The following is a 15665-nucleotide window of genomic DNA, read 5'->3' as shown; positions in this document are numbered from 1 at the left end:
TTCATTGTCGTTGTCATCACGCCTTGCCGGTGCCGAGCCATCGCCGCCTCGTCCGACTGGCCTGGACGGACAGCCATGGTCCGCCCCGCTGCTTTTATAAGAATAAAAATTCATAGGTAAGGCGGCGACGTTCTCGCCTCACCCGTCCCGATTGCAGTGAAACCGCCAGATTGGTGCAACTAGCGGAAGGTCTTATGATCCAGAGTGCTTATATAGCGATACTGCACTCACGACGTGCCATCGGTAGCCCGGCTTTCGACACCCGCACCTTGATTCTCCCGGCGGCCAACCGCATTACGGAGACCATGGCGGCGTGACGGAAACGCCGACTGACTACCGGACGACAGGAGCGTGACATGAAGACACTGGTGATCGGCGCCAACGGCAAGATCGGCCGGCAGTTCTGCGAACTGGCGCGAACCGCCGGGCTGCCCGTGAAGGCGATGATCCGCGACAGCGATCAGCAGACCTGGTTTCGCGAGCGCGGCATCGAGACGGTGATCGCCGACCTGGAGGGCTCGCTGCGCCACGCCTTCTACGGCTGCGATCAGGTCGTCTTCGCCGCCGGCTCCGGGCCGCACACCGGGCCCGACAAGACCCTGATGATCGATCTGAACGGCGCGATACGCGCCATCGACCTGGCCGCCGAGCTGGGCCTGTCGCGGTTCTTGATGGTCAGCGCGATCCGCGCCGAGACGCCCCTCGACGGCCCGGAGAAACTGCGCCCTTACCTGGCCGCCAAGCACGCCGCCGACGACCACCTGCGCGCCTCCCGGGTACCCTACGTGATTGCCAAGCCCGGTCGGCTGACCGACGAGGCGGCGACCCTGCGGCTGGCGACCTCGCCGGAGGAGGCCGGCGACAATCGCATCTCCCGCGCCAACGTCGCCCATGCCCTGCTGCACCTGGCGCAGGAGCGAGCGCTGACTCGCCGTGAGTTCGTGCTGCTCGACGGTGAGCGGCGCATCGGCGACGCCCTGGCCTGACGAGCGCCCCATCCACCGCCGCCCGCCGGATCGCCCACGGCGATTGGCGGCGGCGGCCCGAATCCGTATAGTGGCCCTTCGTTCCCCGCCAATCGTACCGACTCCCCCATGCTGCAAAACAACGCGCTGCTCTCGCAGCTCAAGCAACAGATTCGTGACAACACCCCGCGCGTCGAGGGCGTGATCAAGGCCACCGAGCGTGGCTTCGGTTTCCTCGAGACCGATGACGGGGACTCCTATTTCGTGCCGCCGCCCGCCATGAAGCAGGTGCTCCACGGCGACCGCGTCGAAGCGGTCCTCAAGGAGGACGGCGACAAGAAGTCGGTCGAGCCCGAGCGCCTGATCGAGCAGTCGCTGGAGCGCTTCATCGCCCGCGTGCAGAAGCGCGAAGGGCGGCTGGCCGTGATTCCGGATCACCCGTCGATCAACAACGTGGTGAAATCGCGCATCAAGCGCAGCCTCGACGAGGAGAGCATCGCCGACGGCGACTGGGTGGTGGCACGGCTGGTGCGCCACCCGCTCAAGCCCGACGATCGCGGCTTCTTCGGTCAGATCGACGAGCTGATCGCCAAGCGCGACGATCCGGCCGTGCCCTGGCGGGTGACGCTCGCCCGTCACGCCCTGGAACAGGCCTCGCCGGAAGCCGGCGACGACTGGGAACTGGCCGACGAGGGGCTCGAGCGCGAGGATCTCACCGCGCTGCCCTTCTTCACCATCGACAGCGACAAGACCCGCGACATGGACGACGCCCTGCACGTCGAACCGCGTGCCGAGGGCGGCTGGCGGCTGACGGTGGCCATCGCCGATCCGACCGGCTATGTCGCCGAAGGCCATGCCGCCGACCTGGAAGCCCGGACGCGGGCCTTCACCGTCTACCTGCCCGGGCAGAACGTGACCATGCTGCCCGAGGTGCTGGCCGACGACCTGTGCTCGCTCAAGGAGGGCGAGGACCGCCCCTCGCTGGCCTGCAGCCTGGACGTCGAGGCCGACGGCAGCCTCGGCGAGTATCGCTTCTTCGCCGCCACCGTGCGCTCCCATGCGCGGCTGGTCTACGACAATGTCTCCGACTGGCTCGAGGGCCAGGGCGAGTGGACGCCCGACGCCAGCGTGGCGCCGCAGCTCGAGGCACTGGCCAAGCTCACCGAGGCGCGCGCGGCCTGGCGGGCCGAACACGCACTGGTGTTCAAGGACCGCCCGGACTACGTCTTCGATCTCGATGCCGCCGGCAATGTGCTCGACGTGCGCATCGAGGACCGGCGCATCGCCAACCGCATGATCGAGGAGTCGATGATCGCGGCCAACGCCTGCTGCGCCGACCTGCTGGCCAGCCGCATCGGCCACGGCATCTTCAACGTGCACCGCGCCTTCGAGCCGGAGAAGGCCGACGCGGCGCTGGAGTTCCTCGCCGGCCAGGAGATCGAGGTCGAGCGCGAGGCGCTCACCGAACTGCCCCGCTACCGCGAGCTCAAGCGCGCCCTGGAGAGCCGCGACGACGCCTGGCTGGACGCCCGCCTGCGTCGCTTCCAGGGGTTCACCAGCATGTCGGCGCAGCCGGGTCCGCACTTCGGCCTGGGGCTGCCCGCCTACGCCACCTGGACCTCGCCGATCCGCAAGTATGGCGACATGGTCAACCACCGGCTGATCAAGCGGGTGCTCAAGGGCGAGCAGGCGCCCGCCGAGGCGAGTACCGCGCTCACCGAGCAGCTCACCGAGCGCCGCCGCCTCAACCGCATGGCCGAGCGCGACGTCAAGGACTGGCTCTACGTGCGCTACCTGACGCCCGCCGCCCGCGACCAGCAGACCTTCGACGCCGAGATCATCGCCATCAATCGCGGCGGGATGCGCGTGCGGCTGACCGCCAACGGTGCCAGCGCCTTCGTGCCCGGGCCGCTGATCCACAGCGATCGTGACAAGCTGGTGATCGACGACAAGGAAGGCCGCATCAAGGTCGAGGGTGAGGAGCGCTTCAAGCTCGGCGACCACATCCAGGTGGTGCTCACCGAGGCCCGCGAGGATACCCGCTCGCTGGTCGCCCGACCCGCTGCCTGACGATCAGACACTCTGCAGAACGACAACGGCGAGCCCACTGAGCTCGCCGTTTTCGTTCCGAAATGGTGCCATCATGATGGCATCAAGGATCGCCAGGCAGCGATCTCCTTCCAAACCTAATATGCATAAAAACGATATTTAATTTACCAAAATTGCCTCAACCCCTTTCCAGCACCGCGCCAACTGGCTACCATCCCTCGCCTCGTGCTCCATGAACAGACAGGACTCGCGGAAAAAAGGAAAATCCCGGTACGCAGTGGCTCACCCGGGCCTGTCATCACAATCGACAAGGAGATTCCGACGCTTCCGCGGCCATGGACGCTGCCCGGGAGCCCGACATGGTTGACTGGAGACCTCGCATGAGCCGCACCATCGATATCGAGACCGATATCTCCGCCCGGGAGCTGGAAGCCCGGATCGAGGACGCCCCGAGCGGGGCGACGCTGCGCTTCGCGGCGGGAGATTACACCTTCGATGATGCCATCACCCTTCGTCGCTCCGACATTTCGCTGATCGGCGCCGGCGTCGACCGCACCACATTCACCTTCAGCGACGAGGCGCTGGAGAACGACGACTTCGCCATCCGCCTCGCCGGTGGCCGCGGCGAGACGATCGGCACGCTCGACACCCACGCCAACGAGGACGATCGTCAGGTTCGCCTGGAACACGCCCCCGACACGCTCGCCGTCGGCGACACCGTGCGCCTCTGGCAGGACAATGACGACGACTTCTTCGACGACATCGGCGATACCTCGTGGCGCAAGGTGGATCATGCCGAACTGCGCACCAGCATGGCCCGCGTCGAGGCCATCGATGGCCGGGACCTGACGCTCGATCGCGGCGTTCACTTCGACCTGGACGGCGACGACACCCACGTCGAGCGTATCGACACCGTCGATGACGTGTCGCTGGAGGGATTTACCCTCGACTTCGAACTGGGACGGCCCGAGGCCGGCGAATTCGACAATACCCTCGACGCGCTGAGCCGCTATCACGCCGTGCTGCTGGACGGCACGGTCAACGCCAGTGTCGACGAGATCCGGGTCGTCGACGGACCCTCGACCGCCTTTCGCTTTTCCCGCGTGCTCGACAGCGACGTCGATAACATCGAGGCCCATGGCAGCTTCAACAAGGGGGGCGGCGGCAACGGCTACGCCTACGAGCTGCACGAGAGCTACGACGGCGACTTTACCGGGCTCATCGACAGCGGCATGCGCCACGGCCTGGTGTTCGCCTCCTGGCGATCGTCGGTCGGCAACGAGGTTCACGTGGAATCCACCGACCGGGACGTCAACTTCCACGGCGGCCGCGATCACGACAACCGAGTGCATGTCGCGCAGTCGATCCGCGATCCCGAGACCGACGACCTCTCGACCTCGCTGTGGGTCAACGCCGGCGGCGAACACTTCGGCGCCATTACCGATCCCGATGCCAATCAGGTCCGCTTCGACTACGTGGTCGGCTCGCGCCGCGACGATCATCTGCAGGGCAGCGACGACGGCGTCTATCTCGACGGCGGACTGGGCCATGACACCCTGATCGGCGGCGACGGCGACGACATCCTGCAAGGCGGTCCGGGCGATGACGGCTACGATGGCGACGACCACATCGACGGCGGCGACGGTCGGGACAGCGTTCTCTACATGGCCGACCGCGACGCCTACACCATCGACTTCGACGACGACACGCTGCGCGTCACCGGCGAGGGCGGCACGGACACCCTCGAACATGTCGAAGAGCTCGTCTTCGCCGACGGCACCCACCTCGACGTGGCCTCCCGGGAGAGCGAACAGGGAGACCCCGCCGAGGTCCCCTCGGTCGACGACATTCTCGCCGCCGACGCTCACCACAGCGACGCCGCCGATCTGGCGCTGAGCGGCGACGTGACCAGCGCCTGGTCGAGCGGCTACGTGGCCCAGCTGTTCGTCGAGAACCGCTCCGACGAGGTCATCGAGACCCCCGAGCTCCACTTCACCCTGGCCGACGACATCGACGTCGTGTGGAACGGCGAGTTCACGCGCGACGGTGAGGACTATCGAGTCCATGATGACGACCAGCGGACGCTGCAACCCGGCGAGACCTGGCGTTTCGCCTATCGGGCTTACGGCGAGGACCGCTCGATCCCCGACTCGCCCAGCGCACAAACCGCCGATGGCGACGATCTCGCGGTGGCGCTGACGGGCATCGACACCGGCCGATTCGACATGCTGGACGGCTGACGCCGCCGCCACGTCAAACGCCAAGACGGCGGGCCCGCCGGGGCAGCCGTCTTGGCTGTCGTCGAATTGTCGCATTGTCGCGCTAGCCTGATCGCTATTTCGTCCGCCGGTCAGGAGCGCGCCCTTGCACGTTGTCGACGTCACCATGTTCCACGCGCCGTCGAGCGGCGGCGTGCGTACCTACCTCGATGCCAAGCATCGCCTGCTGGAACAGCGCCCCGGGATACGCACCAGCCTGCTGATCCCCGGGGCCGCCGACGATCGCTGCGGCGATTGCCATCAGTTGGCCACCCCGCGCCTGCCGTTCGGCCAGGGCTATCGCTTTCCGCTGCGCCGCGAGGTCTGGCGACGCGCCCTGATCGAACTCGCCCCCGACCTGATCGAGGCCGGCGACCCCTACCTGAGCGCCTGGGCGGCGCTGGACGCCGGTCGTGCCCTGGACGTGCCGGTGGTGGGCTTCTATCACTCCGATCTGCCGCGGCTGTTCGGCCGGCGGCTGGGCCGCTGGAGCCAGGGGCGCCTGGAGGGCTACGTGCGCCATCTCTACCGCCATTGTCAGCGCGTGCTCGCGCCGAGCCGGACGATGGCAGCGCGCCTCGCCGCGATGGGGCTGGACAACGTCGCCGTACAGCCGCTGGGCGTCGACCTGCAACGCTTCGATCCACGCCGCCGACGCCCCGAACTGCGTGAGCGCCTGGGGCTGGACGATGCCACCCGGCTGCTGATCTTCGTCGGCCGCGCCTCGCGGGAAAAGAACCTGACGGTACTGCTGGAAACCGCCCGACAGCTGGGTCGCGGCTATCACCTGCTGCTGATCGGCCCGGGCATGCCCCACCGGGTGCCGGACAACGTCACCGTCATCGACCGCTACACACCCGCCGAAACCATCGCCGACTGGCTGGCCAGCAGCGACGCCCTGCTCCACGCCGGCACCCAGGAAACCTTCGGCTTGATCGCCCTGGAAGCGATGGCCAGCGGCATCCCGGTGATCGCCGCCCGCGCCGGGGCGCTGACGGAAAACGTGCCGCTGGGCTGCGGGCTGCTCTGCGAGCCGCACTCGGCCCCGGCCATGGCGCGTGCGGTGCATGAGCTGTTCGCCAACGATGCCGAACTGCAGGGGCACCGCGCCCGCCGTCACGTCGAGCGCCATCATGACTGGGCGACGGTCGTCGACGGCTTGCTCGGCCATTATCGCGCGATCGTCGGGCACTCCCCGGCCCTCTCAGGGCGGCGCCATGCCTGAGCGTCACCTGGCCATCGTGCTGCACGATGTCGCGCCGGCGACCTGGCCGGCGTATCGCCCCTTCGTCGCCGCCGTGGATGCCCTGGCGGCCACCCTCGGCCCGATCCCGCTGACCTGGCTGGTGGTACCCGACTTCCACGGCCGGGGGCGTTTCGATGGCGACCCGGCCTTCGTCGACCGCCTGCAGCGGCGACTCGAGCGCGGCGACGAGCTGGCCCTGCACGGTTACTACCATCGCGACGACGCGCCGCCGCCTCGCACGCCCGGGGAGTGGTGGATGCGCCGCCTTTACACCCGCGAGGGCGAGTTCCAGGCCATCGATGACGCCACGGTGGACGAACGCCTGGATGGCGGGGCGGCCCTGTTCGCCGACCAGGGCTGGCCCCCCCCCGGCTTCGTCGCCCCGGCCTGGTTGATGAACGCGGCGACACGCCGTGCCCTGACGCGTCGCGACTTCCTCTATACCAGTTGCCGCAAGCGCCTCTATCGGCTACCCGAGTTCACGCCGCTACCGGCGCCCGGCCTGGTATGGAGCGCCCGCAGCGCCTGGCGGCGCGGTCTCTCGCTGGGCGTCTGTACGCTGCAGGCGCATCATCACCGCCAGGCCGGTCTGCTGCGCCTGGGCATCCACCCGGTCGACCTGGGCCATCCCGGCCTGTTCGATCGCTGGCTGCGCATCGTGGTCACCCAGATCCGCGCGGGCCGCCAGCCGATCACCAAGCGCCAGTGGCTCGGTCGACAGGCCCGTGGAGCGACGCCGCCATGAAGCGACGTCTACTGGTCGGCGCCGCCCTGCTCACGGCGCTCGCCGTGCCGCTGGCCCTCGGCGGCGGCGACGCCCTGGCCGCCCTGGCAACCTTCCCCCTCGATACGCTGGCCGTGATGCTGGCCCTGGTGGCGATCTGCTGGAACCTCAACGCCCTGCGCCTGCGTCTGCTGTTGGCCGGCCGCGCCGGGCGGCTGCGTCACGCCGAGACGCTGGGGATCGTCATGGCCAGCGAGTTCGCCATCTGCATTTCCCCCGGCGGCAGCGGCGGCCCCCTGACCCTGCTGGGTCTGCTGGCGCGTCGCGGCGTCGCCCCCGCCGAGAGCGGCGCGATATTCGCCGTCGATCAGCTCACCGACCTGACCTTCTTTCTCGTCGCCCTGCTCTCCGTGGCGCTCTATCTGCTCAGCGGCTCGAGCGGCGTCGAGCCGGTCTGGGTGGCCGGGCTGGCCGGTTCGCTGATCATGGCGCTGGGCCTGGCGGGCTTGACGCTGCGCCACTTCCGCAGCCTGTTGCGGATCACCGGCGTCGGACTACGTCGGCTCGGCCTGCCACTGCGCCATCGTCTCGGGCTGGTACGCCGCCTGCTGCACTTCCGCCGCGCGCTGATCGCCACCCTGCGTCTGCCCCGCCGCATCCTGGTGACGGTCTTCGCCCTCGCGACCCTGCACTGGCTGCTGCGTTACAGCGTGCTTTATCTGGCCGTACGCGGCCTGGGCGGGCAGATCGACTGGGCCTGGACCTTCCTGATCCAGATGCTGGCCATGGCCGCCGGTCAGGTCAGCGTGCTGCCGGGCGGCGCGGGCAGCAGCGAACTCGCCGTCGCCGCCCTGCTGACGCCCATGCTCGGCGGCCGTCACACGGCGGCGGCGATCCTCGTCTGGCGCTTCGTCACCTACTACTGCTACCTGCTGGCCGGGGCGCCGGCGTTCTGGCTGGCCTGGCGCGGCCGGGCACGGCGCATCGCCCGCTCGTCATGACAAAACAGGAACGCGGCCAGTCCCGATGGCGGACAAGACTCGTCTAAAAGGCGGGTTTGTGGCATGTTTAGCCGACAGCGGCCAGCCAAGAACCTCATCCAAGGCCGCCAACGCTTTGCAGGGACATTCACATGGCAGTTCGCTGGGGGCTGCGCGGCAAGTCGGCCATGGCCTTGCTGCTGGCCTGTCTACTCTCCTTGGTGCCCGCCGCGATCCTCGGCTGGCAGGCCGTCGACGGCATTCGCCATCACTTCGCGACCGCCTACGCCGAGAACTACACGCTGCTGCACATGCAGCGCATCCTCGCCCCGGTTTCCCGGGAACTCGCCCTGGCACAGCGCTTCGCCGACTCGCAGGCCACCCGTGCCTGGCTGGCCGACGAGGATGACCCGCTCAAGCGCCGGCGCTTCTTCACCGAGGCCGAGGGCTTTCGCCGCAGTTTCGCCGACCACACTTTCTTCATCGTGGTCGACGCCAGCGGCGACTACTACTTCGATACCCCCGGCGAGACCGACCCGCGCACGCCACGCTATCGCATCGACCCCGACGACCCCGAGGATGCCTGGTACGTCGAGACGCTCAAGAGCGGCGTGCCCTACAACATCAACGTCGATATCAATAACCGACTCGGCGTGACCAAGGTCTGGATCAACGTGGTGATACGCGATGGAGAGCGAACGCTGGGGATCGCCGGTAGCGGGCTCGACCTGAGCGGTTTCCTCGACGACTTCATCCGCGACGGTGCCAACGGCATGACGCCGATGATCGTCGCCCCCGACGGCGCCTTTCAGGCCTACTCGGACACCCAGCGCATCGCCTTCAATTCGGGGGCCGAGGCATCGGGGAGCGTCGCTCAGGGTCAGCGGATCCAGTCGCTGATCACCGATCCGGGCCAGCGCCGGGCGCTGTCGGACGCGATACAGTACGCCGAGGGTCATCCTGGCGAGGTACGCACCCTCGAGGCCCGCCTCGAGGGCCAGCCGCGGCTGCTCTCGGTGGGCTACATCCCCGAGCTGGACTGGGTGATGATCACCGCGCTCGACGTCCAGGCCGCCCGGATACTCGATCCGGGCTGGCTATGGGCGCTGCTCGGCGGGCTGACACTGCTGCTGGCGCTGCTGCTGGCCGGCTTCACCTACGCCATCGAGCGGCTGATCCTCGGCCCCTTGCGCCGACTGCAGCACTCGGCCCGGGCGATCGCCGACGGCGACTACTCGCCGCAACTCGCGGTACGCCGTGACGACGAGATCGGCGAACTCTCGCGCGCCTTCTCCCGGATGGCCGAGCAGGTCGAGCGCCATACCCGGGAACTCGAGTCCCGGGTGCGCGAGCGCACCCACGAACTGGAGCAGGCCAATCGGGAAATGGCCCGTGCCCGGCGCCAGATCGATGATTCCCTGGAATATGCCGGCATCATCCAGCGGGCGATCCTGCCCGACCACCGGCTCGCCACCGATCTGGAGCACCAGTACGCGGTACTCTGGCGCCCCCGCGATCACGTCGGCGGCGATTTCTACCTCTGCCGCGAAAGCGAGCGCGGCTGCCTGATCGGCGTCGTCGACTGCGCCGGCCACGGCGTGCCCGGCGCGCTGATGACCATGCTCGCCCGGGCGATCATCGATCACGCCATCCTCGAGGCCGGCGAGGCCGATCCCGCCGGGATTCTCAACGCCACCGATCGCCAGACCCGCGAGACGTTCAATCAGGCCTGCCTGCCCGCCTCGATCGCCACCAACATGGACATCGGCCTGGTCTGGATCGATGCTGCGCGCGCCACCCTGACCTTCGCCGGCGCCAAGATGTCGCTGTACGCCAGCGATGGCGAGCAGCTCGAGATCCAGCGCGGCGGCAAGCGGGCGATCGCCCAGAAGCGGCGCATGACCTACAGCAACGCCCATCAGCCGCTGCATCCGGGCTGGACCTACACCCTGTGCAGCGACGGTTTCCTCGACCAGGCCGGTGGCGAACATGGCTTCGGCTTCGGCAACCAGCGCTTCGAGGCGATGCTCCAGGCGCGGGCCCGGGATCCGCTGGAGGCCCAGATCGCCGCCTTCGAGGCCGAGCTGGAGGCCTATCGCGGCGACCTGCCGCAGCGCGACGACATCACCGTGCTGAGTTTCCGCTATCGACCGTCGTCCGACGACGACCGGGACCCACGAGATCCGCCCCAGGACGAGTCACCATGAGGACGACGCCATGAATCTGCTCGCCATGCGCGAAAGCTATCTGCAGCAGCGCATCATGCTGTGCTTCAACGGCCCGATATCGCGCAGCCTGATCGAGGAGATCGGCAATGCCCTGCGCAATTACATGGCCAATCAGGAAACCGCGCTCTCCTCGGCGATGGACGTCTTCGCCATCTACATCGAGATGACCCAGAACATCCGCCATTACGCCGGCCTGCAGGGTTACGACGAGACCCAGGCCACCGCCACCATTGCCGTGGCCAGGGACGACGGGGCCCATTACCTGATTTCGGCCGGCAACCTGGTCGAGTGGGCCGACGGCGAACGCCTGGTCGAGAGCATCGAGGCGCTCGCCGGACTCGACAAGGCCGAGCTCAAGCGCGCCTACAAGCAGCAATTGCGCCAGCCGCGCGAGGCCGAAGCCAGCAGTGGCGCCGGTCTCGGCATCCTCGACATGGCCCGCAAGTCCAGCCGTCCGCTCCAGACGTCACTCGAGCGCTTGCCCGACGGCCGTGGATTCTTCAGCCTGACAGCCACCGTATGAGACAGCCCATGCACAGTGACCTGAACATCGCCGGTACTCAATCGACGCCCGCCATCCAGAGCGACTGGTCGGCCGGCCGGCTGGCCATGCAGGGCGATTCCTACCCGGAAAACTCCTATGAGCTCTTCGGCCAGGTCATCGACTGGGTCGATGCCTATCTCGCCGACGGTCCCGCACCGCTGCGCCTGGACCTGACGCTGGTCTATCTCAACACCAGCTCGGTCAAGGCGATGATGGATATCTTCGATCTGCTCGAGGACGCCCATGAACGCGGGCAGGACGTCGCCGTGGACTGGCGCTACGACCCGCGCAACGAGCGCATCGCCGAACTCGCCGAGGAGTTCCGCGAGGATTGCAGCTTCCCCTTCGTGATCGCCCCGACACAGGCCCCCACGTGATGGCGGACGACAGCGATCTGCTCGGCCACGTCGAAGCGCTGCTCGCCATCGACGAGTACCGCGACCACCCGCTCTACCCTGTGCTCGAACAGCTCTATCGTCACCATCAGGGACAACAGAAGCGGCTAGAGCGGTTGCTGTCGATCGCCGACGGCTACCAGCAGTTCAGCCGCGACGAGATGCTCGAGACCCAGCAGCAATACGCGCGCCAGTTGCAACGGGAACGCAAGCTGTCGCGGATCTCGGACCGCTATCAGGAACTGATGCGCGACAACAACCGCGAGCTGCATACGGCCTCGACCCACGACCCCCTCACCGGACTGGCCAACCGTCGCATGCTCGCCGACCGGCTCAAGCTGGCCGGCCAGCGTTCTCGCCGCGAAGGCCTCGCCTTCAGCGTGGCGATGCTCGACGTCGATCACTTCAAGCACATCAACGACCGCCACGGCCACGAGGTGGGCGACCGGATCCTGGTCGAGATGGCTTCGCTCATGGGTCAGACGCTGCGGGCCGGTGACCTCTGCGGCCGCTGGGGCGGCGAGGAGTTCCTGCTGCTGTTGAACGACTGCACCCTCGATCAGGCCCAGGCCCTCGTCGAGCGGCTCTTCTCGCGGTTGCGCCAGTTGCGGGTGACGGCAGGCGATACCCAGGTCACGGTGACGGTGAGCGCCGGCATTGCGCAGTTTCGGCCAACGGAAAACGAGCAGGACACCGTCAATCGCGCCGATCGGGCGCTGCTGGCGGCCAAGCGCGGCGGCCGCGACCGCTACCGGCTCGCCGAGTGAGGCGGCGACGACGCCATCACGCAAAAGGGCACCCGAAGGTACCCTTTTGCGGATCCGCGCCGGGCGACATCGTCATTGCGGCTCGGCAAGGTCGTCGCGCGCGGCGGCGTCGTTGATCGCCACCGCCGGCCCCCGGATCAACTGCTCGAGACGGTAGTCCAATCCGCAGTCCTGACACCGATAACGGCGGGGACGGTGCAGCACACGCTGCCACCAGCGACGCCTGATCGGGTGGACACCGTAACTGGTGCAATTGGGACATTGCAGCACGAAGCGCTCCTCCCCTTCTGGTCCGAGCGATGACAACGAGCGGCGACGTGCAACCGCCGGCACGCTGACGACTGTTCACATTGGCGGGCGACGTCGCGGCATGTCCGCCTTGAGCAGCGCCCAGCAGACCACGGCGAGCGTGAGAAAGCCGCTCAGACCCCGGGCGTCGCGCAGCATCGACTGACTCAGCCCGAAGATGACGAAGGCCAGGATCACCACCAGCCCCGACAGGGCCAGCAGGCGCTCACGAGGCCGTACGGCCCGTCGCAGGTGGCGGCCGAACAGCACCAGCGGCACGCCGTAGACCAGCCCCAGGCCGATCAGTCCGACCAGCCCGCGCCGCGCCGCGGTGTCGACGATGTCGCTGTGCAACTGGCCGTAGGCGGCGATCTCGGGATAGCGCCCGGTCGCCGCGATCCAGCCTCTCAGGGCGGGCTCCAGCCCCGCTTCCCCCCAGCCCCACCCGGGGTGTTGGGCGAACAGCGCCAGACCGCCACGCCACATGCCCAGGCGCAGGCCCAGCGACGAGTTGGCGTCGCCGGTCGCGAAATAGCCCTGCAGGTCGTTCACCGCCAGTTGCAGGCGCTCGACGACCCCCGTCTGGGGCAGGCTCGCGCCGACCACGACCGGTATCCCGAGCAGGAGCAGGGTGCGACAAACGCCACGCCCGGCCGGCAACGGCCGATAATGGATGACGATCAGCAAGACGAGCAACGGCAGCATCAACCAGCCGCCACGAGTTCCCGACAGCAGCGAGGCAGCCAATCCCGCCAGCGAGGCCAGCGCCAGCAGCAATGTCGAACCTCGTCGCCACGGCTGGCCGTCATCGCGACGCCCCAGCAGCGACACCAACGCCAGCATACCCAGCAACAGCGCCAGATTGCCGAAGGGGATCGCGTTCATGATCTCATAGATGCGCGGCAGCCCCAGCCAGACCCGTTCATGGAGCGCGACGGCGAGCGCCCCCGAGGCCCCGAGCGCGAGCCCCGACAACCAGCCTCGCAGTCGGGGGGGCTGTGCCCGCAGCCAGATCAGCAGCGCCGCGGCGAGCAGCGGCCACAGGGGCAACAACCTGCCTTCACCGCTCAGCGAACGCGGCCAGGCGTCGCTGCGCCAGACATCAGCGAGCCAGCTGCCCGAAAAGGCCACCAGCGCCACCAGCCACAGCAGATCCTCGCCGTCCAGGCTGACGCGCCAGCGACCCGGCGAAGCGACTCCTGCCGCCACGGCCACCAGCGCCGCCGCCAGCGGAAAGAGCGCATAGCCCCGCGGCCAGACCACCAGCGTGGCGAGAAAGCCGCTCACCAGGGCGGTGTTCAACACCACCCAGATCCCACGCCGTGCCTCCGGGCACGGCGAGACCCGCCCGACAGCGGCGTCGTCTACGCCGGTCCCCGCGATTCGCGACGTCACGCCCTCGTCTCCCGGCATGCGTCAGGCATGGGCGGCCATGCGCTTGAACATCTCGTTGCGCTGCAGCAATTCCTCGTAACGACCGGCGTCGATGACGCGTCCGCGGTCGATCAGGTAGATGCAGTCGCACTGACGGACCGTGGCCAGGCGGTGGGCGATGATGATGGTGGTCTTCTTGCCCGAGAACTCGTGCACCGCATCCATCACCCGCTTCTCCGTGATGCCGTCCAGGGCGCTGGTCGCCTCGTCGAGCACCATCACCTCGGCATCGCTGTACAGCGCCCGGGCGATGCCGATGCGCTGGCGCTGCCCCCCGGAAAGCTGGACGCCGCGCTCGCCGACACGCGTGTCGAGACCGTGGGGCAGCTCGGCGAGCAGATCGTCGAGATGTGCCATCGAGGCGGCGCGACGCACCTGCAGATCGTCGATCTCCTCGGGCGGCAGGCCGAAGGCGATGTTCTCGCGAATCGTCGCATCGGTCAGGAAGATGCTCTGGGGCACGAAGCCCAGGGCATTCTGCCAGGCCCGCCTGTCGCCCGAATCCAGCGACCGGCCGTCGATCAGCAATGCCCCCGACTGCGGCTCGATCAAGCCCAGCAGCAGATCGATGGTGGTCGACTTGCCGGAGCCCGAGGCCCCCACCAGCCCCACCACCCGGTTGGCGGGGATTTCCAGGGTCAGCCCGTCGAGGGCGGCCTCCGCCTTGCCCGGGTAACGGAACACCACGTCGCGCAGGCTGACCGCCTGGCGCGGCACCCAACGACCGGCAGCCTCGGGGTCGATGACGTCGTCGCCGCTTTCCCGGACGCTGCCCAGGAGATCCTCGCGCAGGGCGTCGAAGGCGGCCAGGTCACCACGGATCTGCGAGATGCTGAAATAGACCTGCTGGAAGGCCGGCAGCAGCTTGAAACCGGCCAGGGCGTACACCGAGAGCACCGGCAGAATGCTGCCGACATTGCCCTGATAGGCGGCGAGCAGATAGAGCACCAGGAAGATCACGCTGCCGAAGGCGACCAGCTCCATGGCGTAGCGCGGGACCTGACTCAGGGCCTGGTTGACGCCCTCGGCGTCGGCGTAGCGCCGGCTGGCCTCGCCGAAGCGGCCGGTGAAGATGCGTTGACGCCCCAGCACCAGCACGTCCTTGATGCCGCCGAAGCCTTCGGCCATCAGCCGATAGCGCTGGGTCTGGGCCTCGGAGATCGCCCGGCCGTTGCCGATCAGCCGGCGACGCACGGTCACGTAGAGCAGCAGGTAGGCGCTGACGAACACCAGCAGGCCGGCCACCGCCACCAGCGGGTTGTAGACGAACACCGCGACCAGCATGAACAGCGCCATCACCAGCTTGGCGTTCATCTGCATCAGCGGGTTGATGACCTTGACCGTGATGCGCTGGCACTCCTGGGTGATCTGGTTGATCAGATGACCGCTGTTGCCGCTGGCATGGAAGATCCAGGGCTGGTGCATGTAATGGCGGAACAGGCGGTTGCCCAGCTCGACCCCGACCCGCGCGCCGTACAGCGACAGTCGCCAGATGGTGAACATCGAGATCATCGCCGCCAGGGTCAGGGCGATCAGCACACCGATGCCCACCCAGACCAGGAACCGGGTGGGCGAGCCGGCCCCGCTGGCGCGGTAGAGTTCGGCCACCATGCCGTCGCCCTGCAGCTGACTCATGTCGCCGACCAGCGCCATGAAGGGCCCGATGGAGACCACGCCGGCGATCTCGGCGAAGGCCATGAGGATGACCAGCCCTTGCAGGCGCAGGAGCTTGCGGCGCTGCTCGGCGGTCAGCAACGTATAGAGTTCAGCGAGACTCTTGAGCATGT

At 67.9% G+C, this 15665-nt stretch carries 12 protein-coding genes; 10 read left to right on the top strand and 2 right to left on the bottom strand.

Going from position 1 to position 15665, the window contains the following annotated elements:
• Positions 1–356 precede the first annotated feature (356 nt).
• From D0901_RS11995 to siaD, 10 genes are all read left to right on the top strand, one after another.
• Positions 357–986: an SDR family oxidoreductase gene (locus tag D0901_RS11995; protein ID WP_129140539.1), complete on the top strand. Its 630-nt coding sequence runs from the start codon at positions 357–359 to the stop codon at positions 984–986.
• A 108-nt stretch (positions 987–1094) separates the two neighbouring features.
• Entirely contained in the window at positions 1095–3035 is a 1941-nt protein-coding gene (locus D0901_RS11990) for an exoribonuclease II (RefSeq protein WP_129140538.1), read from the top strand.
• A 359-nt stretch (positions 3036–3394) separates the two neighbouring features.
• Positions 3395–5254, top strand: a complete 1860-nt coding sequence (locus D0901_RS21395; protein ID WP_129140537.1) for a cellulose binding domain-containing protein — start codon at positions 3395–3397, stop codon at positions 5252–5254.
• 124 nt (positions 5255–5378) lie between these two features.
• Entirely contained in the window at positions 5379–6497 is a 1119-nt protein-coding gene (gene gpgS, locus D0901_RS11980; RefSeq protein WP_129140536.1) for an N-acetylglucosaminyl phosphatidylglycerol synthase, read from the top strand.
• Entirely contained in the window at positions 6490–7263 is a 774-nt protein-coding gene (gene gpgD, locus D0901_RS11975; protein WP_129140535.1) for an N-acetylglucosaminyl phosphatidylglycerol deacetylase, read from the top strand. Before gpgS ends, gpgD begins: the two co-directional genes overlap by 8 nt.
• Entirely contained in the window at positions 7260–8243 is a 984-nt protein-coding gene (gpgF, locus tag D0901_RS11970) for a glucosaminyl phosphatidylglycerol flippase (protein WP_129140534.1), read from the top strand. The genes gpgD and gpgF overlap by 4 nt, the downstream gene beginning before the upstream one ends.
• Before the next feature lie 131 nt (positions 8244–8374).
• Positions 8375–10429 carry a biofilm regulation protein phosphatase SiaA gene (siaA, locus tag D0901_RS11965; RefSeq protein ID WP_129140533.1) on the top strand — a complete coding sequence of 685 codons (2055 nt, stop codon included), beginning with the start codon at positions 8375–8377 and terminating at the stop codon, positions 10427–10429.
• Positions 10430–10439: 10 nt separating this feature from the next.
• Entirely contained in the window at positions 10440–10973 is a 534-nt protein-coding gene (gene siaB / locus D0901_RS11960) for a biofilm regulation protein kinase SiaB (RefSeq protein ID WP_129140532.1), read from the top strand.
• Between the two features lie 8 nt (positions 10974–10981).
• The gene (gene siaC / locus D0901_RS11955) at positions 10982–11371 is read left to right on the top strand and encodes a biofilm regulation phosphoprotein SiaC (protein WP_129140531.1); all 390 of its coding nucleotides are present in this window, start codon (positions 10982–10984) and stop codon (positions 11369–11371) included.
• Positions 11371–12156 (top strand): biofilm regulation diguanylate cyclase SiaD, encoded by a 786-nt coding sequence (siaD, locus tag D0901_RS11950; RefSeq protein ID WP_224419454.1) that lies wholly within the window; start codon positions 11371–11373, stop codon positions 12154–12156. Before siaC ends, siaD begins: the two co-directional genes overlap by 1 nt.
• A gap of 345 nt (positions 12157–12501) precedes the next feature.
• Here the strand turns inward: siaD and D0901_RS11945 are convergent, their stop codons facing one another.
• Positions 12502–13839, bottom strand: a complete 1338-nt coding sequence (locus D0901_RS11945; protein ID WP_162500870.1) for an O-antigen ligase family protein — start codon at positions 13837–13839, stop codon at positions 12502–12504.
• 21 nt (positions 13840–13860) lie between these two features.
• Positions 13861–15663: an ABC transporter ATP-binding protein gene (locus D0901_RS11940; protein ID WP_129140528.1), complete on the bottom strand. Its 1803-nt coding sequence runs from the start codon at positions 15661–15663 to the stop codon at positions 13861–13863.
• Positions 15664–15665 lie beyond the last annotated feature (2 nt).

The organism is Modicisalibacter coralii, from assembly GCF_004117855.1.
GTDB lineage: Bacteria > Pseudomonadota > Gammaproteobacteria > Pseudomonadales > Halomonadaceae > Modicisalibacter > Modicisalibacter coralii.
This window is presented reverse-complemented; position numbering and strand designations above follow the sequence as displayed.